This is a genomic window from Streptomyces sp. NPDC014733, from assembly GCF_043083385.1.
Classification (GTDB): Bacteria; Actinomycetota; Actinomycetes; order Streptomycetales; family Streptomycetaceae; genus Streptomyces.
The window spans coordinates 509875-527112 of sequence record NZ_JBIBYO010000001.1; the positions used below are offsets into that span (position 1 = coordinate 509875).

A 17238-nucleotide genomic window follows, 5' to 3' on the forward strand; every position below is an offset into this window, starting at 1 on the left:
CTCCCGCCCCCCACTCCTGACGGGACGACGTTACCTGTGCGGGACGCACGAAACCCCCGACGCTGACGCGGTCGGGGGTTTCGGGTGTACGTGCGGTGCTGCCGGGGTACGGCCTAGTACCAGCTGTTGGCCTGCCAGAAGCTCCAGGCGCCACAGGGGCTGCCGTAGCGGCTGTTCATGTAGTTCAGGCCCCACTTGATCTGGGTGGCCGGGTTGGTCTGCCAGTCGGCACCCGCGGAGGCCATCTTGGAGCCGGGGAGCGCCTGGACGAGACCGTATGCGCCGGAGGAGGCGTTGGTGGCCCGGTAGTTCCAGGTGGACTCGTGGTTCACGATGTTGCTGAAGCACTGGAACTGATCGGCCGGGACCATCTGTCGCGCGATGGCCTGCGTCTCAGCAACCGTGTACGAGGCCTTGGCGACGAAGTCGCTGGCGTCACGGGTCGCGGAACGCGACACCTCCAGCTTCTTCTTGCGCTCCTCGGCGTCGGACTTCGCCTTCGCGTCGTCCGCGGCGGCCTTCTTCTCCTTCGCGGTCTGCGCGGCGTCCTTGCGTGCCGACTCCTGCGCGGACTTGAGGGCTGCCGCATCGGCCTGGGTGGACTGGTCGTCCGCCTGCTGCGTCAGGGAAGCCGTCTGCACCTGGGCCTGCTGGCCCGCGGGGAGATCGGCGATCGTCGCGTCGGCTGCCGTGGCCTGGGTGTTGCTGTTGTCCAGACCCGGCTGGCTGCCTGCAGCGACGCCGACAACGGCGCCGACGGTGGTGACCGCGGTGGCGGAGGCCACGGCGAATCCCCGGACCGAAATCCGGCTCACACGATTTCCTTCCAGCATCGCCCGCATAGGTGACCTCGCGGACGCAATCGTGCCCCTGGCGCTGGCTTCCCTTGTTCCGCCCCCTGTTGAGCGGAAGGGGCGGCTGGTCACGGGAGGCACGGGCCCGGTACGTCCCCCTCGGGGTCCGCGTGGTGCTCGGGCGGCATACGGCGGTTCACTATGAAGTTCGGGTGGTGCCGCACCTCTGGGGATGCTGGTGGTGCCGTATGCGGGGCCTGACAGGACCCAGACTCTGCCCGACGGGGCCACCGGGAATCAATTCTCCACCGGGTGTGAAAGCTCACACCCGGTTTGCCCCCTGAGATTCCCGGATATTCCCGCGCATCAGAACGCCGCCCGGCTAAGCTCCTTGGCTTCTCCGGGCGGCGTCCCGTCGTACACACCGGGTCAGATGCTGCCGTCCTCCAGCATTTCGGTCACCAGCGCGGCGATCGGCGACCGCTCCGAGCGGGTCAGCGTGACGTGGGCGAAGAGCGGGTGGCCCTTCAGCTTCTCCACCACGGCGACCACCCCGTCGTGCCGCCCGACCCGCAGGTTGTCCCGCTGCGCGACGTCATGCGTGAGCACCACCCGGGAGTTGGCCCCGATCCGGGAGAGCACCGTCAGCAGGACGTTCCGCTCCAGGGACTGGGCCTCGTCGACGATGACGAACGCGTCGTGCAGCGACCGGCCGCGGATGTGGGTCAGCGGCAGCACCTCCAGCATGCCGCGCTCCACGACCTCCTCGATGACCTCCTTGCTCGTCACCGCGGAGAGCGTGTCGAAGACCGCCTGCGCCCAGGGGCTCATCTTCTCGGACTCGCTGCCCGGCAGATAGCCCAGCTCCTGCCCGCCCACCGCGTACAGCGGCCGGAAGACCATCACCTTGCGGTGCTGACGGCGCTCCAGCACCGCCTCCAGGCCCGCGCAGAGCGCCAGCGCCGACTTGCCCGTGCCGGCCCGCCCGCCCATGGAGACGATGCCGACCTCCTGGTCCAGCAGCAGGTCCAGGGCGATGCGCTGTTCGGCGCTGCGGCCGTGGATGCCGAACGCCTCGCGGTCGCCGCGCACCAGCCGCACCGCGCCATCCTCGGTGACCCGGCCCAGCGCCTTGCCGCGCTCCGACTGGAGGACGAGCCCGGTGTGGACGGGCAGTCCGTCGGCCTCCGGTACGTGCGCGACCTCGTCGGCGAAGAGCGCGTCGACCTGCTCGGCGGTGACGGCTACCTCGCTCATGCCCGTCCAGCCGGAGTCGGTGACGGCGAGTTCGGCGCGGTACTCCTCGGCGAGCAGCCCGACGGACGACGCCTTGATCCGCATCGGCAGGTCCTTGGAGACGACCGTGACGTCGTACCCCTCGGCCTGGAGGTTGCGGGCGACGGCGAGGATCCGTGCGTCGTTGTCGCCGACGCGGCTGTGGCCGTTCCAGAAGGCGGCGGGCAGGATCCCCGGGTCGGAGTGGTTCAGTTCGACTCTGAGGGTGCCGCCCAGATCGCCGATCGGCAGGGGCGCGTCCAGCCGCCCGAACCGTACGCGGTACTCGTCCAGCAGGCGCAGCGCCTGCCGCGCGAAGTACCCCAGCTCTGGATGGTGCCTCTTGGCCTCCAGCTCCGTGACCACCACGACCGGCAGAACGACCTCGTGCTCGTCGAAGCGGGACATGGCGCCTGGATCGGCCAGCAGGACGCTGGTGTCGAGGACGTAGGTGTGCCGGCCGCTCTCACGGCGCTTGTTGCTGTTCACCACGGGTGGACGAACCCCCTCGGATGAGGTCGGGGTGCGACGGCGTCGCGGGGGACAGGACCGGGTTCTGGCCGCGCTGCGCGGGCCGAACGCCGGCCCTCCGCGTCGTCCGTGCGGGTCGCACGGGCCTCCGTGATGCGCAAAGGGCCTCCCGGGCGGACGGCCCCATGCCGTCCGCTGAGATACGGCGCCCGTGTCTGATTCCGGACGCCGACCTGCCAGGAACATTCCCGCGTTGGGGTGCGCCCATGCCCGGCGCGCGGGCGCACAGGCGGTGAACCTTGGGTGACACGCGCCGCGTACGGCAGCGCCCCGGCCACCACCTGGGGTGGCCGGGGCGCGGAAGAACCCGGGGCCGGCGCCGCGCCGGGCCGTCCACCACGGGGACGTACCCGGGCATACGGGAAAAAGCGGGCCGGAAGCGGAAGGGGGCGGGCTAGAAGCCGTAACGCCGGTTACGCGCCGCGAAGTCGCGGAGCGCGCGCAGGAAGTCGACCTTCCGGAAGGCGGGCCAGAAGACCTCACAGAAGTAGTACTCGGAGTGCGCCGACTGCCAGAGCATGAATCCGGACAGCCGCTGCTCGCCGCTGGTGCGGATCACCAGGTCCGGGTCGGGCTGGCCGCTGGTGTAGAGGTGGCTGGAGATGAGGTCGACGTCGACGGTCTCGGCCAGCTCCTCGAAGGAGGTGCCGCGGTCGGCGTGTTCGAGGAGGAGCGAGCGCACCGCGTCGGCGATCTCCTGGCGGCCGCCGTACCCGACGGCGACGTTCACCAGGATGCCGGTGTTGTCGACGGTGTCCTCCTCCGCCTGCTTGAGGACGAGCTGGGTGTCCGACGGCAGCAGATCGCGGTTGCCGACGTGGTGGACGCGCCAGCGGCCGTCGGCGGCGAGATCACGCACGGTGTTCTCGATGATGCCGAGCAGCGGCGTCAGTTCGACCTCGGGCCGGTCGAGGTTGTCGGTCGACAGCAGCCAGAGTGTGACCACCTCGACATCGGTCTCGGCGCACCAGCCCAGCAGTTCGCCGATCTTGGCGGCACCGGCCTGGTGGCCCTGCTCGGGCGTCCGGCCGTCGGCGCGCGCCCAGCGGCGGTTGCCGTCGAGGATGACGCCGATGTGCTTGGGCACCTGGCTGTGGTCCAGCCGTCCCTCGACCCGTCGTGCATACAGCCGGTAGACCAGATTCCGCAGTGCCTGCGGATACGGGATACGCATCCCCGAAGATCGCAGCATGAGTGTGGACCAGCCCCTCCGTGCCCATTGGCGGTCGCCCCGTCGCCTAAGGCCATAACTTTACGTCTCGGGCGTGTCGATGGCCGCATCAGGTGTCTGCGAGGACCGTGATAGGGAGTTGACCATGACTGATTCTTCTCCGTACCGCGCTGCGGATTCGCGCTACGACTCCATGGAGTACCGGCGCACCGGGCGCAGCGGCCTGAAACTTCCGGCCATCTCTCTGGGACTCTGGCACAACTTCGGTGACGACCGCACCTTGGCCTCGCAGCGCGCGATCCTGCGCCGCGCCTTCGACCTGGGCGTGACCCACTTCGACCTGGCCAACAACTACGGTCCGCCGCCCGGGTCCGCCGAGCTGAACTTCGGGAAGATCTTCGCCCAGGACTTCCGGCACCACCGCGACGAGATCATTCTCTCGACCAAAGCGGGATATCGGATGCATCCCGGCCCGTACGGGGAATGGGGTTCGCGGAAATATCTCCTCTCCTCACTCGATGCCTCGCTGAAGCGGATGGGGGTCGATTACGTCGATATCTTCTACTCGCACCGCTTCGACCCGGAGACCCCGCTGGAGGAGACGATGGGCGCCCTCGCGTCCGCCGTCCGCCAGGGGAAGGCGCTCTACGCCGGAATCTCCTCGTACACCTCCGAGCAGACCCGCGAGGCGGCCCGGATTCTGCGCGGGATGGGCGTTCCGGCGCTGATCCACCAGCCGTCGTACTCGATGATCAACCGCTGGACCGAGGACGACGGGCTGCTGGACACCCTGGAGAGCGAGGGCATGGGCTGCATCTCGTTCGCGCCGCTCGCGCAGGGGCTGCTCACCGACAAGTACCTGCACGGTGTCCCGGAGGGTTCGCGCGCCTCGCTGGGCAAGTCGCTCGACCCGGGGCTGCTCTCCGAGGACGTGGTGCGGCGGCTGCGGGGGCTGAACGAGATCGCCGCCCGCCGGGGCCAGTCGCTGGCGCAGCTGGCGCTGGGCTGGGTGCTGCGGGATCCGCGGATGACGTCGGCGCTGATCGGGGCGAGCAGCGTGGCGCAGCTGGAGGCGAACATCGCGGCGCTGGGCGCTCCGGAGCTGACGGAGACGGAGCTGTCGGAGATCGACGAGTTCGCGCGGACGACCGACGGGGTGAACATCTGGGCCCGCCGGAGCTGATCCCGGCGGGACGAGCGGGGGCAGCGGCTCCGGGGGGCCGGGCCGGTGTCCGGGAAGCGGTGTGCGCCCCCGTGTGCCGTGTGCTCCCGGCGTGCGCCGGAGCGGTCGCGGATGCCCGGGAACGGAGCCCGGGAGAACCCCGACAAAAAGCGGGCCGGTCCGTGGGGGGGGGATACGGACCGGCCCGAGGGGGGGCTTCCACCATAACCCCATGAGCCCTGTGGTGTGCGCAACATCGGAGAACCGGTGTGCCCCGGTCGCGCGCCGGGGCGCATCGCCGCCGCCCGGGAGGCGGTCGCGGCCCTCGTCAGGCGGCTGCGGCGGCCGCCGGGAGCAGCCCGCAGAGCGCCCCGGCGATCAGGTACGGGCCGAGCGGCATGGCCTCCCGGCGCCGCCCGGCGAGCAGCAGCCAGCAGCCGCGGAGCGCGCCGAGCGCGATGCCCGCGGCGGCGCCGAGCAGCAGGGTGTGCCAGCCGTACCAGCCCAGGGCCGTGCCGAGGCCGACCGCCAGCTTGGCGTCGCCGAGACCGATGCCGCCGGGGTTGGCGACGAAGAGCAGCAGGTAGCAGCCGCCGAGCAGCAGTCCGCCGAGGACCGCACGGCGCCAGGACCCGGCCGCGCCGCCGAGCTGCGCGGCGCCCCCCAGCCCGGCGGCGGCGAGCACGGCGAGCGTCGCCGTCAGGGCGTCCGGGAGGCGGCGTACCCGTAGGTCGACGGCGGCGAGGAGGACGGCGACGGGCGCCATCAGCAGCCAGGCGGCGAGTTCCGGACGGGGCCCGGTGGCGGCGGCCAGCGCCGCGCAGACCGGTGCGGTGACGGCCGCGGTGGCGCCGGCCCCCGGCCCGTACGCGGCGCCGCAGGGGCGGCAGCGGGCGGCCCCCAGCCAGCCGTGGGCCGGTCCGGTGAGGGGGTGCCCCTGGGGGCAGTCGGCACGCCAGTCCTGGTCGGGTTCGACGCTCAGCCGGTGGACGGGCCGGGGCAGCAGCGCTCCGGCGGCGGCGCCGTAGACGGCGGCGAGGATCATCAGCGTCGGAGACACCCGACGACCATAGAGCGCGGGCGCCGGGGGCGGGGCCGGTCGGCGGGAGAGCGGCGGGGGGCGCTCCGGGGCGCGGACGCGGGCGGCGGGCCGGGGCGCGCGTACCGGTGGGGGCGGGCGGCTGGTAGAACGGCGGCCATGGCGCGTTGGCGGGACGGTACGGGGACGGTGCACGGGGCGGACATGCCGGTCGCGGTGGAGATCGCCGCGTCCTACCGGGCGCGCAGGCGGGGGCTGCTGGGCCGGGACGGGGTGACGGGCGCGCTGCTGCTGACGCCGGCGAGCGGGGTGCACACCTTCGGGATGCGGTTCGCGATCGATGTCGCCTACCTCGACCGGACGTTGCGGGTGCTCGCGGTGCGCACCATGCCGCCGGGCCGGCTGGGGATGCCCCGCCCGCGCGCCCGCCATGTACTGGAGGCGGCGGCCGGGGCGATGGCCGGGTGGGGGCTGCGGGAGGGCATCCAACTGACGGTCTCCACGGGGGACGTGGGCCCGGAGGCGCGGGGTCACCCGTGAGCGGTCGGCCCCCGTCGCCGGCGTGACATCACCTCGGGCCACGGTTTTCCGGCAGCCTTCCCGAAGGTTCCGTCCTCCCGGCGCCCCGCCCCTCACCCCTCCCGGGGGAAGCTGACCTCCACCCTGCGGTTCTTCTTGCGGCCCGCCTCCGTGGAGTTGTCCGCGATCGGGTACTGCTCGCCGTAGCCACGGATCTCGAAGGTGATGCCGGAGCCGAGGTCCTGGGCGAGGCGGCGCTGGACGGCGCCGGCGCGTTGGCGGGAGAGGGTCAGGCCGTGGGCGGCGGAGCCGAGGTTGTCGGTGAAGCCGAAGACCCGCAGCTTCCGGGCGTGTTGCTTGGTGCCCTCGGCGGCGATGGCGGAGATACGGGAGCGGGCGTCGTCGGTCAGCTCGGCGCTGTCCTTGCCGAACAGCACCTCCGCCTGGAGCGCGAACGTCACGTTGTCGTTGGTGTCCTGGCGGCGTTCGGCGCCGTCGTCGGTCTCCACGACGGACTTGATGTTGAGGACCTTCGCCGGGGCCAGTGTGGCGCCCTGCACCATCCGCAGATCGGGGTCGCGCGGGTCGATGGCGACCGGCGGTGTGGTGTCCTCGGTCAGTCCCGGCGGGGTGTCGGCGTACGCGGCGGGGGCGGCGAGTCCGGTGGCCAGCAGCAGGGCGGCGGCGGTGACGGCGCGTCCGGTGCGGACGGCGCGGGGCGGGTGGCTGCCGGCGGGGCGGGTGCCGGTCGGGTGGGGGCGGGGCGGGTGCGTCGCGGGCATGGTCGCGGTCACTCCGTGATCCGTACGTCGGCGGGCGGCATCGTCGGGAGCTGGAAGTCGACCTCGGTGACCTTGGCGGGCGGGGCGGGGAACTGCGCGAAGATCGGTCGGCTCTCGCCGGGCCGCAGCCCGCTCAGGCCCGTGGTGCACAGGCATTCGCCGTCGGTGTCGCGCAGGACGAGGTACCGCTTCTTGCCCGCCTTGTCGACGAGGGTGGCGCCGGAGAGGGAGGAGCGGGAGCGGAGTTCGGATTCGTTGGAGCGCCAGTCGATGGCGTTGAAGACGTGGGTGCCGTGGTTGACGACGGTGCCGTTGACGGTGACGAAGCCGCCGGAGTCGCGGATGACGGAGTGCAGGGTGACGGTGACGCCGTCCGGGCCCTTCATCTCGCCGATGGCCTTGTCGACGTCGGCGGCGGGGGCGGTGGGTTCGGCGGTTGCGGGACCGGCGTTGCGGGCCGGCGCCCGGTCGTCCGTCCGTCCTCCCCCGGCGTCACCGCCTCCGCAGCCGGCGACGAGGAGCGCCAGGCCGGCCGCCACGGCCGTGGCGGCCGCTCCTCGGGCGGCTTTCGTCGTGCGCCGCATGCTCATGGGTGCCAGTCCTTCGGTCGTCAGCGGTTCGGTGGGCGGTCGGCCGTGCCCGGGACCGGCGGCGCGGTCATCGGGCGAGCCGGACGGCGAACAGGTCGGTGGCCCCGGGCAGTCCGCGGCCGTCGTGCAGGTCGCCGGGGACCAGGTGCCATACCTTTCCGTCGCAGACGAGCCCGGGGAGGGAGGCGTCGTCCGTGCCGTCGGGGTCGTGCTTCCCCTTTCCCCCGCCGGCGTCGCCGCTACCGGGTCCGGGGGTGGAGGAGGGTACTCCCCCGCCGGGGGTGTGCGGTCCGGTCGTCGGGGGCGTGTCGCCGGACGCGTCGGCGTGGCAGCGGGGTTCGACGACGGCGGTGGCGCGGGCCTCGGCGTGGGCGGACTCCGTACCGGGCACGACGGAGTGGCCGACGGCGGAGCGGGAGCGGACCTGGACGGCGAAGGAGGTGGGCCAGGAGTCGGGGGTGCAGTCGGTGAGGACCGCGTCGTTGCGGCCGGCGAACCAGCCGGCGCTGTCGCAGGCGGTACGGGAGTCGGCGCCGCGGCCCTCCAGCAGATCGCGCCAGTCGGCGCCGGAGCGCAGCGCGTCGAGGAGGCTCTCCGCCAACCGGTCGCGGTACTTCTGACCGGCGGCGAGGGCGGCGGCGTCGGCGGCGGTCTGGGCGCCGCCGCGGCTCGCCGCCGCCTGGCCGACGGCGAAGAACGCGAGGGCGAGGAAGAGCAGCCCGGCGACCGCCACGATGTAGACCGGGAACGCCTGTCCGGCATCGCGCGGCGGGCGGGCGGCGGGGGCGGTCATGGCGGGGGCGCCGGGCGGGCCGGGTGCGGGGGCGCGGCCCGCTAGATGCCGACGACTTCGGAGATCTTGTCGGCGATGGCGTTCGCGATCTGACTGCCGAAATCCGTGGTGGACAGCACCAGGACGATCGCCACGACCACCGCGATGATGCCGAGGTACTCGATCGAGGTCTGCCCCCGGTCGTCGTTCCTCACGATCCGCTTCGCCATCGTCTTCTCCTCCATGGGCCCCCGCACCGCTCTGGTCCGGCTGGGCTGTCCCCGTGGTGTCGGCGCGTAGCTTCGCGGTCACGACACGAGAAAAGTACGCCGGGAAGGCGCTCCTGGAACAGGGAATCCCTACCCCAACCTGTTCGGAGGACACGACGAGGAGCCGGAGCGAAAGAATTCGGCCAACCGGCGCGCGTGACGGAAGCGGTGCACCTCGCACTCCGTTCACCCCCGATTCCCCTGCGGTCCCCGCGCGGGACACCCCGAACCCCGATGGCGGCTCCACTGTGGCACAACTCGTTGCTGTTGCGAAGGAGTTGGCGGCAAGCCGTCGCGCGCCGCGAACGGTTTCGGTCGCCCGCGCACATCCGGTACGCCCCGCTCCGCCGGAGGCCCGGAGCGGGGCGGCGAACCGGCCACCGGGGTGCGGCGCGCGGCGCGTCCGGGTGAACCCGGCGGCGGCAGATCGGCGGTTTTCATTTCCCCATCAGGGAGCCGAAATCGGTGCCGGATCCGAGGAAGAACCCGGCGATCAGCAGGATCATGGTCGCCGGGACCATGAAGGTGGTGACGACCATGGTGGCCTTGGGGACGGCGCGGGCGGCCCGGCGGCGGGCGCTCTGCGCATCGGTGCGCCGCATGTCGTCGGCGATCTGGATGAGCGTGTCGACGATCGGCGCGCCCAGCTCCTCACCCTGCTGGAGGGCGGTGACGAACTGCGCGACCTGCTCGGAGTCGTTGCGTTTGCGCAGTTCCTCGAAGGCGGTACGGCGGCTGACGCCCATGTCCATCTGGCGTAGCGTGATGCGCAGTTCGTCCGCCCAGGGGCCTTCGTAGCGGTCGGCGACGCGGTCGAGGGCCTGGCGGAATCCGAGCCCCGCGCTGACGACGACGGCGAGGACGTCGAGGAAGTCCGGCAGGGTCCGTTCGATGGTGTCCTTGCGCTGGCGGATGGCGGCGCGGATGCCGACCTCGGTCCAGAAGCAGGCGAACAGCACCATGAGGACGCCGAGCAGCGGCTGGCCGCGCAGGAACATCACCAGCGCGCCGAACAGCCCGAGCCCGCCGTAGACCGCGCGCCGGGCGGCGTAGCGGTCGACGGTCAGCCCGCCCGGGTTGCCGGCCAGGTCGATGCGGCGGCGCAGCCGGGAGACCCGGTCGGGGCCCATCAGCCGCAGCACCAGCGGCGCGTAGCGCATGCCCGTACGGTCGACGGCGGAGCCGACGGCGGTGGTGCGGCGGGCGCCGACCTCCAGGGAGAGGGCGAGGTCGGGCGGGAGTTTCGCCTCACGGCGGTAGAGCGCGAGGCCGCCGCACGCGCCCGCGACGGACAGCGCGGCGAGCAGCGCCAGCAGGATTCCGGTGCCCATGCGTTGCCCGTCCCTAGACGTCGATCTTGGAGAGCCGTCGGATGAGGAAGAAGCCCAGTCCGTAGAGGACGAAGGCGGCGACGACGGCGAGCTGGCCGAGGAAGGAGGAGGTCATCCGGTCGATGGCGCCGGGGGCGATGCGGTTCATCAGCAGCAGGGTGCCGATGCCGAGCAGCGGGACGACGTACGCGGTGACGGTGACCTGCGAGAGCTGGGTGCGGACCTCGCGGCGGGTCTCCTTGCGCTCCTCCAGGGTGCGGGTGAGGTTGCGCAGCGAGCCGACGACGGTGCCGCCGGCGCGGTTGGCGAGGACCAGGGTGGTGACGAGGACGACGAGTTCGCGGGAGGGAAGGCGTTCGGCGAGTTCGTCGAGCGCCTCCTCGACGGAGTGGCCGACGGCGAGTTTGTCGGACACCTTGGCCAATTCCTGACCCGCCGGGGCCTCCAGCTCCTCGGCGGCCATGCCCAGCGCCGTACGGAGCGCCAGACCTGCCTGGGTGGCGTTGGCGAGGATGCGGGACAGCTCCGGGAGCTGGTTGATGAACCGCTCGGTGCGCTTGCGGCGCTGCCAGTCGAGGAAGGCGAACGCGGCCCAGACGGCGGTGAGCGCGGCGATCGGCCCGAAGAACGCGGCGAGGACGGCGTGCGCGACCAGCCAGAGGGCGACGACCGCCCCGGCGAGGTAGGCGGTGAACTCGCCCGGGGTGACGTCGAGTCCGGTGGCGGCGAGCCGTTTCTCCAGGCGGCGGCCGTAGCGGGTGGCGCGGACCGCGCGGTCGAGGGCGGCGAAGCGGCGGCCCCGGCCGGTCACCGGCAGCCGGCGGTCGTCGGCGAGCCGGTCGACGACGGCGCGGCGCCGGTCGCGCCCGGACGCGTGGAGCTGGAGCCCGGCGACCGCGAGGACGCAGCTGAGCAGGGCGGCGCCGGCGGTGAGGAGCGCGGGGTCGAGGGCGCGCGTCATCGGGCCTCCCGGGTGGCGAGCTGGTCGTCGGAGGCGGCGACGCCGAAGGCGGGCGGCACGGATTCGCCCGCCATCCGCAGCCGTTCGGCGGTGCGGCGCGGCAGCGGGAAGTGGCGGACGTGGCCGTGGACCCGGCGGTCGGCGGTCATCGGCTCCGTCTCGAAGCGGCAGACGGTGGCGAGCCGGTACGCCTGGTGGCCGCGGGAGTCGAGGAGGGCGACCTCGGTGATGCGGCGGGCGCCGTCGGCGCCGCGCCCGAGCTGGACGAGGCAGTCGACGGCGCTGTTGATCTGGTCGCGCAGCGCCTCGAAGGGGATCTTGACGTCGGACATCGAGGCGAGCGTCTGGAGCCGCATCAGGGCGTCCTCGGCGCTGTTGGCGTGGACGGTGGCGAGCGAGCCGTCGTGGCCGGTGGACATCGCCTGGAGCATGTCGAGGGTCTCGCCGCCGCGGACCTCGCCGACGATGATCCGGTCGGGGCGCATCCGCAGGGAGTTGCGGACCAGGTCGCGGATGGTGATACGGCCCTTGCCCTCGACGTTGGGCGGGCGGGACTCCAGGCGGATGACGTGGCTCTGCTGGAGCTGGAGTTCGGCGGCGTCCTCGACGGTGATGATCCGCTCGCCGTCCGGGATGAGTCCGGAGAGCGCGTTGAGCAGGGTGGTCTTGCCGGCGCCGGTCGCCCCGGAGACGACGATGTTGAAGCGGGCGCGGACGAGCGCGGCGAGCAGCAGCAGCGTCTGTTCGTCGAGGGTGCCCATGCCGAGGAGTTCGGCGAGGGCGTAGGCGCGGGGGAAGCGGCGGATGGTGAGGACGGCGCCGTTGAGGGCGAGCGGCGGGATGATGACGTTGACGCGCTCGCCGGACGGCAGCCGGGCGTCGACCATCGGGTTCGACTCGTCGACGCGGCGGTTGACGGTGGAGACGATCCGTTCGATGGTCTGCATCAGCTGCTCGTGGGAGGCGAAGCGGACGGGCACCGGCTCGACACGGCCGTGGCGTTCGACGTAGATCCGGTCGGGGCCGTTGACCATGATCTCGGTGATGGAGGCGTCTTCGAGGAGCGGTTCGAGGACGCCGAGGCCCAGCGCCTCGTCGACGACGCGGCGGATGAGCAGATCACGTTCGGCGGTGGAGAGGACCGGGCCCTCGCGGCTGATGATGTGGCCGAGGACGCGCTCCAGGCGGGAGCGGCGTTCGGCGGCGGTCAGCGCGGACATCTCCGCGAGGTCGATCTCCTGGAGGAGCTTGGCGCGGTAGACGGGCACCAGCCGCCCGTCGGAACGGGCCTCGCCCTCCGGTTCCGGGGCGGCGATCCGGCCTTTGAGGCTCATGGCGCGAGGACTCCTTCCGGGGCGGCGCCCGGTGCGTGCGCGGCCGCGGGGCGGGGCATCGTCGCGCTGCGGGTGACGGTGCCGAGGGTGATGCCGGGGATGACGGAGGGCAGGGTGACGGTCGTGGTGGCGCGGACCGCGTCACCCGCGCCGCCGACGCCGATCCGGGCGCGCTCGGCAACCCATCCGGTCATCGCGGCGCGCCCGGCGGCGGCCGGGTCGCGCTGCCGGTCCGGCGGGTCGAGCGAGGCGGTCCGGGCGGCGGCGCGGGCGCCCGTACCGGCCTGCTGCACGGCGAACGCGGCGATCCCGAGCTGGACGACGGCGAGCCCGACGATCAGCAGCAGCGGGAGGAACCCGAGGAATTCGAGGGAGGCCTGACCCCGGTCGCGGGCGGGCCCGCGGAAGCGGCGGCCCCCGGCGGACCGCCGCGCGCCGGGGGCGCGGGCGGCGTCGGACGCGCCGGGGCCCGTGGGCCGGACGGCGTCGGCGGCGCGCCGGGCGGGGCCCGCCGGGCGTGCCCCGCGTCCCGTGGTCCGGTTCATCGTCCCTCCTCGTCGACGGCTCCGGCGGTGCCGCTGACCGTCCAGGGGAAGGCGGCCGCGCCCGGGAAGAGGACCGGGACCTTGAGGCGTACGGTCGCGTGCCACAGGCCGGCGTCGGCGGCGCAGGTGGTGGTGGCGGCGGAGCGCCAGGCGGCGGGGAGTTCGCCGGTGGCGGCGGTGCGGCAGGCGCCGGGGCCGCCGTCGCGGAGCGCCACGGCGGCCCGCGCGCCCCGGTCGGCGGCGTGCGCGGCGAGCGAGAAGGTGTAGCCGACCAGCACGAACTGCCAGAGCAGCACGAGGACCAGCAGGATCAGCGGCAGCATCCCGGCGAACTCGACGGTGACCTGACCGCGGTCCCCGGCATGGCGGGCGCGGAGCGGCACGTGGGGCTCAGGGGAAGGGGCGGGGCGCCCGCCCGCACCACGCCGGGGCGGGCGCGCCGGGCCGCGGCGCGCCGGGCCTCCGCCGCGGGAGCGCGCCACCCGCACCGCCCCGTGGCGCCCCGCACCCACCTCGCTCCCCCGCCCCACCCGCTCAGCCCTCCTCGTACGGGGCGGCCGGTGCCGGAGAGGCGGCCGGGCCGGGGGCGGCCTGAGGCGGCACGGGGCCCGCCGTGAGGGCCTTACGCCGGCGGCCCGTCAGGGACGGGCGGGTGCGGTGGCCGGACTTGAGCCGGGGGACGCCCGACGCCGCCACCAGGCCCAGCTCCCCGGCGAGCGTCCACAGGGCCGCGCGGACCGTGGAGCGGGCGTCCAGGTCCTGCATCCGCCCGGAGTCGACGCAGGGTTGCAGCTCCTTGAAGGCCGCGGGCACGGTGGTGGCGGCGACGGCGGTGCCGGTGGCCTTGGCGATCAGCGGGGGCTGGATCTCGGTGTGCCGGGTGAGGCGGTTGACGACGGTGAGGGTCGACTCGGCCTTGCGGATCCGCAGCCGGTCCCAGAGCCGGACCTGGCGTTTGGCGGCGCGTACGGCGACGACGTCGGGGGTGGTGACCAGCAGGGCGGTGTCGGCGAGTTCCACGGCGGCGGCGTTGGCGGACTGCATCTGGGAGCCGCAGTCGGCGATGACGACGTCGTAGCGGGCGCGCAGCGCGGTGACGATCTGCCGGGCGGCGTGGTCGTCGACCTCCTCGCCGCGCTCGCCCTCCTCGGGGGCGAGGAGCAGCGCGAGGCCGGTGGGGTGGTCGTGTATGGCGTCGGCCAGCACGCGGCCGGAGAGGTCGGCGATCCCGGCGAGGTCGACGACCGAGCGGCGGAACTGGACGTCCAGGTAGGAGGCGATGTCGCCGGACTGGAGGTCGAGGTCGACGAGGGCGACCCGGCGGCCCGCCTGGCGGGCGGCGAGGGCGAGTTGGACGGCGGTGACGGTGGTGCCGGTGCCGCCCTTGGCGCCGGTGACGGTGAGCAGCGTCCCGGCCGGTCCCGGCGGGGCCTCCCGCCCGCCGCCGAGGTGGACGCGGACGCCCGCGGCCCACTGGGCGGCGGCCCGGACGCGGGCGGTGAGTTCGTCGTGGCCGAGCGGCAGCCCGGCGACGCCGCGGGCGCCCGCGTCCATGGCGGCGGAGTAGAGCGCGGGCCCGGCGTCCCCGGTGAGCAGGACGACGCCGACCGCGGGGAAGCGGAGCGCGACCTCGCGGATCAGGTCGAGGGCGGGCAGCGGTCCGATGCGTTCGTGGACGAGGACGACCTCGGGCAGCGCCTCGACGGCGGCGGGCCCGGCGGCGTCCGGCGGTGCGGCTCCGGCCAGCGCGTCGAGGAGCGCCGCGGAGTCGGCGACCGGTGGCGCCGGGGCCGCGTCGGGCACCCCGGCGAGCAGAGTGGTCAGGGCGCGGGCGGCGTCGGGGTCGCCGACGGCCGGCAGGATGCGGATGGTCACCGGTGCCTCCGGGTCACTTGTCGCCGTCCAGGGTGTAGGTGCGCTCGCCCGGCGGGATGGCGCGGTCGGAGCCGGGGGCGAGCAGGGCGAGGCGTACGTGGGAGGCGAAGGACTCGGCGTAGGCGACGCGTTGGGCGTCCTTGGTGTCGAGCGAGAAGGTGATCGGGACGGCCTCGCCCTCGCGGCGGGCGCCGGTGGCGTCGCCCGGGTCCTGGGCGGCGAGCGGGGTGAGCTTGCCGACGTCGATGACCTGGGCACCGGCCACGATGACCTTGGAGACCGGCTTGTCCTCGGGGCGCTTGCCCTCGAAGGTGGCGTAGATGTTGACCCGGGCACCCGGGGTGATCTTCCCGGCGACGCCGGTGGCCGCGTCGATCATGATGGCGATCTCCTGGCGGCCGGGCTGGAGCGCGGGCCGGGCGACGATCATGTCGTCCTGGAGCAGCGAGCCCTTGTGGAGGGGGGTGACCGCTATCTTCCCGCTGAGGGCGTCGAGGTGGGTGACGGCGGTCGGCGGCAGCCAGCGTTCGGGCATCGCGACCTTCTCGAACTGCCCCGGATCCAGCGGCGTGTAGGCCGCCACATCGGTCTTCAGCCGGTACGCGGTCCGCTCCGGGCCGACCTTCGACTCGACGTTGCGGATCACGGAGAGCACCCCGGCGAAGGCGCCGGCCGCGCAGAGGACCGACAGCAGGAGCAGGATCAGGCCGCGGCGCTGACGTGCGTTCATGGGTGGGGGACCTCGATCGGGGCGGGACGGGGCTGCTGCGGACGGGGAACGCCCCCGGGTACGCCGGGCGGCGCCACCGGGGAGAGTCCGAGGGCGTACGGGGGCCCGGCCGGCGGCGGGCCGGTGGGCGGCTGCCCGGCGAACGGGCCGCCGGGGAGCGGCCCCGGCAGCGGCGCGCCGCCCGGGTGCGCGCCCGGGTACGGCGGCCCGGTGGGCGGCGCGTCCGGCGGCAGGGGGGCGGGGGCCGCGGGGAAACCCGTCACACACGGCGGGCCGAAGCCTTCCGGCACCCCCGGCGCGCCGAACGGCCGGGCCGCGGGCGGCGTTTCCCCGGGCGCGACGGCGTCGGGCGGCGCGGAGGCGGGCGAAGCGGGAGAGGCGGGTGAAGCCGGTGAAGGGGCCGCGGGCAGCGGGCCGGGCGCCGTGCCCGGCCGCGGCGCGGGCGCCGCGGCGGGCGGTCCGCCGACGGGCGGCTCGCCGCCTCCCGGCGGCAGCGCCGCGGGCGCGCCCCGGGCCCCGGCAGGCCCTCCGGTCACCGCGCGTCCACCTGCGGCGACATGCTCTCCGCCGCGGCCGGGCGTACCGCAGAACGCGCAGCGGTCGCCGAGGAGTTCGAGGCCGCACCAGCCGCAGTCCTCGCGGCGTACCGAGGAGACCAGCCGGTGCAGCAGCGCCGGGTCGGGGATGGCGGCGGCGAACTCGACGAGCTTCTTCGTGCCCCACCAGTGGGCGGACTCCGCGGGCAGCGGCACCTCGTGGGCGCCGCGCACCTGCCAGGCGGGGGCGAGGACGGAGCCGACCCAGTCGCCGTGGAAATGGCCCCGGGCGAGCATCAGTTCCGTGGCGTACGAGGGGGCGGGCAGGGCGGCTTCGGTGCTGTGGCGCTCCACCCTGATCAGATGCGGTGCGGGTGCGGCGAGGACCGCGAACTGCACGCCGGGCAGCCAGGACGTCATGTGGGCGCGGAGGTCGACCTCGACGCGGTCCAGTCCGCCGACGGTGGCGAGCAGCGCCCCGGCGTGGACGTAGTGCGCCAGCAGCCGGGCGGCGCAGGCCAGGACGCCGGGGCTGAGCGCCGAGCGGGAGAGTTCCCGCAGCTGGCGGGCGAGGACGGCGAGCCCCAGGGGCGGCAGGTCCACCTTGACCAGGGCGATGCGGTCGCTCTCCAGCAGTCCGCGGAGGGTGTGCAGTCGGCGTACGTGCTCCGCCGGGCAGGCGTCGGAGTAGAGGACGACGAGATGGCCGTGGTGTTCGAGGACCGCGGCGGTCTGCGTCAGCGCCTCGTCGAGCGGCTGGAGATGCGGGGCGGGGAGCACCACCGCCGCGGGGGTGGTGCGGTCGGCGGCGGGCAGCGCGAGATCGGAGCCGGTGACGGCAATCGCGGTCGGCACGCCGCTCCCTCCCAACTCCCTCCGGCCTCCGCTTCCCGGGGCCGCTGTCTGCACTGCGTGGCTCTGCACTGCTTGCGCACTCGGCGCCGTACGTCCAGCACTTTATCCGCGAGATACGTCCGGGAGAACACGTTCCGGGCCACTGACCCCGCGTCTGCGGCCCCTGC

18 protein-coding genes are annotated in these 17238 nt (G+C 74.0%); 2 read left to right on the forward strand and 16 right to left on the reverse strand.

Translation table 11 applies throughout. The features are described 5' to 3' along the window. Positions 1-113: 113 nt before the first annotated feature. From ACF1BH_RS02245 to ACF1BH_RS02255, 3 genes are all read right to left on the reverse strand, one after another. The gene (locus ACF1BH_RS02245) at positions 114-815 is read right to left on the reverse strand and encodes a transglycosylase SLT domain-containing protein (protein ID WP_391640483.1); all 702 of its coding nucleotides are present in this window, start codon (positions 813-815) and stop codon (positions 114-116) included. 408 nt (positions 816-1223) lie between these two features. Next, a complete protein-coding gene (locus ACF1BH_RS02250; RefSeq protein WP_030287957.1) occupies positions 1224-2561 on the reverse strand; it encodes a PhoH family protein in 1338 nt (445 codons plus the stop codon). Between the two features lie 433 nt (positions 2562-2994). Next, on the reverse strand, positions 2995-3774 hold the full coding sequence (locus ACF1BH_RS02255; protein ID WP_391640484.1) for an isoprenyl transferase: 780 nt from the start codon (positions 3772-3774) through the stop codon (positions 2995-2997). Between the two features lie 142 nt (positions 3775-3916). On the opposite strand from ACF1BH_RS02255, the gene mgrA reads away from it, so the two are divergent. Next, positions 3917-4954: an L-glyceraldehyde 3-phosphate reductase gene (gene mgrA / locus ACF1BH_RS02260; protein ID WP_391640485.1), complete on the forward strand. Its 1038-nt coding sequence runs from the start codon at positions 3917-3919 to the stop codon at positions 4952-4954. A gap of 307 nt (positions 4955-5261) precedes the next feature. Here mgrA and ACF1BH_RS02265 read toward each other — a convergent pair whose 3' ends face one another. Further along, positions 5262-5993, reverse strand: a complete 732-nt coding sequence (locus ACF1BH_RS02265) for a prepilin peptidase (RefSeq protein ID WP_391640486.1) — start codon at positions 5991-5993, stop codon at positions 5262-5264. Between the two features lie 138 nt (positions 5994-6131). Here ACF1BH_RS02265 and ACF1BH_RS02270 point away from each other — a divergent pair, with 138 nt between their 5' ends. Then, positions 6132-6512: a DUF192 domain-containing protein gene (locus ACF1BH_RS02270; RefSeq protein WP_391640487.1), complete on the forward strand. Its 381-nt coding sequence runs from the start codon at positions 6132-6134 to the stop codon at positions 6510-6512. Between the two features lie 92 nt (positions 6513-6604). Here the strand turns inward: ACF1BH_RS02270 and ACF1BH_RS02275 are convergent, their stop codons facing one another. The 12 genes from ACF1BH_RS02275 to ACF1BH_RS02330 form a co-directional block, all read right to left on the reverse strand. Next, on the reverse strand, positions 6605-7273 hold the full coding sequence (locus ACF1BH_RS02275) for an OmpA family protein (protein WP_391640488.1): 669 nt from the start codon (positions 7271-7273) through the stop codon (positions 6605-6607). Between the two features lie 8 nt (positions 7274-7281). Further along, on the reverse strand, positions 7282-7863 hold the full coding sequence (locus ACF1BH_RS02280; protein WP_391640489.1) for a hypothetical protein: 582 nt from the start codon (positions 7861-7863) through the stop codon (positions 7282-7284). Between the two features lie 67 nt (positions 7864-7930). Continuing rightward, positions 7931-8656, reverse strand: a complete 726-nt coding sequence (locus tag ACF1BH_RS02285; RefSeq protein ID WP_391640490.1) for a pilus assembly protein TadG-related protein — start codon at positions 8654-8656, stop codon at positions 7931-7933. A gap of 41 nt (positions 8657-8697) precedes the next feature. Further along, entirely contained in the window at positions 8698-8865 is a 168-nt protein-coding gene (locus tag ACF1BH_RS02290) for a membrane protein (protein WP_030287944.1), read from the reverse strand. A gap of 476 nt (positions 8866-9341) precedes the next feature. Further along, complete coding sequence (locus ACF1BH_RS02295; RefSeq protein ID WP_345092362.1) at positions 9342-10235, reverse strand: DUF5936 domain-containing protein; 894 nt, start codon at positions 10233-10235, stop codon at positions 9342-9344. A gap of 13 nt (positions 10236-10248) precedes the next feature. Then, a complete protein-coding gene (locus ACF1BH_RS02300) occupies positions 10249-11196 on the reverse strand; it encodes a type II secretion system F family protein (RefSeq protein WP_391640491.1) in 948 nt (315 codons plus the stop codon). Then, positions 11193-12530, reverse strand: a complete 1338-nt coding sequence (locus tag ACF1BH_RS02305; protein ID WP_391640492.1) for a CpaF family protein — start codon at positions 12528-12530, stop codon at positions 11193-11195. Before ACF1BH_RS02305 ends, ACF1BH_RS02300 begins: the two co-directional genes overlap by 4 nt. Beyond that, entirely contained in the window at positions 12527-13075 is a 549-nt protein-coding gene (locus tag ACF1BH_RS02310; protein ID WP_391640493.1) for a TadE/TadG family type IV pilus assembly protein, read from the reverse strand. Before ACF1BH_RS02310 ends, ACF1BH_RS02305 begins: the two co-directional genes overlap by 4 nt. Beyond that, entirely contained in the window at positions 13072-13458 is a 387-nt protein-coding gene (locus tag ACF1BH_RS02315) for a TadE/TadG family type IV pilus assembly protein (protein WP_391640494.1), read from the reverse strand. Before ACF1BH_RS02315 ends, ACF1BH_RS02310 begins: the two co-directional genes overlap by 4 nt. A 151-nt stretch (positions 13459-13609) precedes the next feature. Continuing rightward, positions 13610-14950 (reverse strand): AAA family ATPase, encoded by a 1341-nt coding sequence (locus ACF1BH_RS02320; protein ID WP_391640495.1) that lies wholly within the window; start codon positions 14948-14950, stop codon positions 13610-13612. Positions 14951-14963: 13 nt separating this feature from the next. Continuing rightward, positions 14964-15680, reverse strand: coding sequence for a Flp pilus assembly protein CpaB (gene cpaB, locus ACF1BH_RS02325; RefSeq protein ID WP_391640496.1), 717 nt, complete (start codon positions 15678-15680; stop codon positions 14964-14966). Continuing rightward, on the reverse strand, positions 15677-17071 hold the full coding sequence (locus ACF1BH_RS02330; protein ID WP_391640497.1) for a hypothetical protein: 1395 nt from the start codon (positions 17069-17071) through the stop codon (positions 15677-15679). Before ACF1BH_RS02330 ends, cpaB begins: the two co-directional genes overlap by 4 nt. Positions 17072-17238 lie beyond the last annotated feature (167 nt).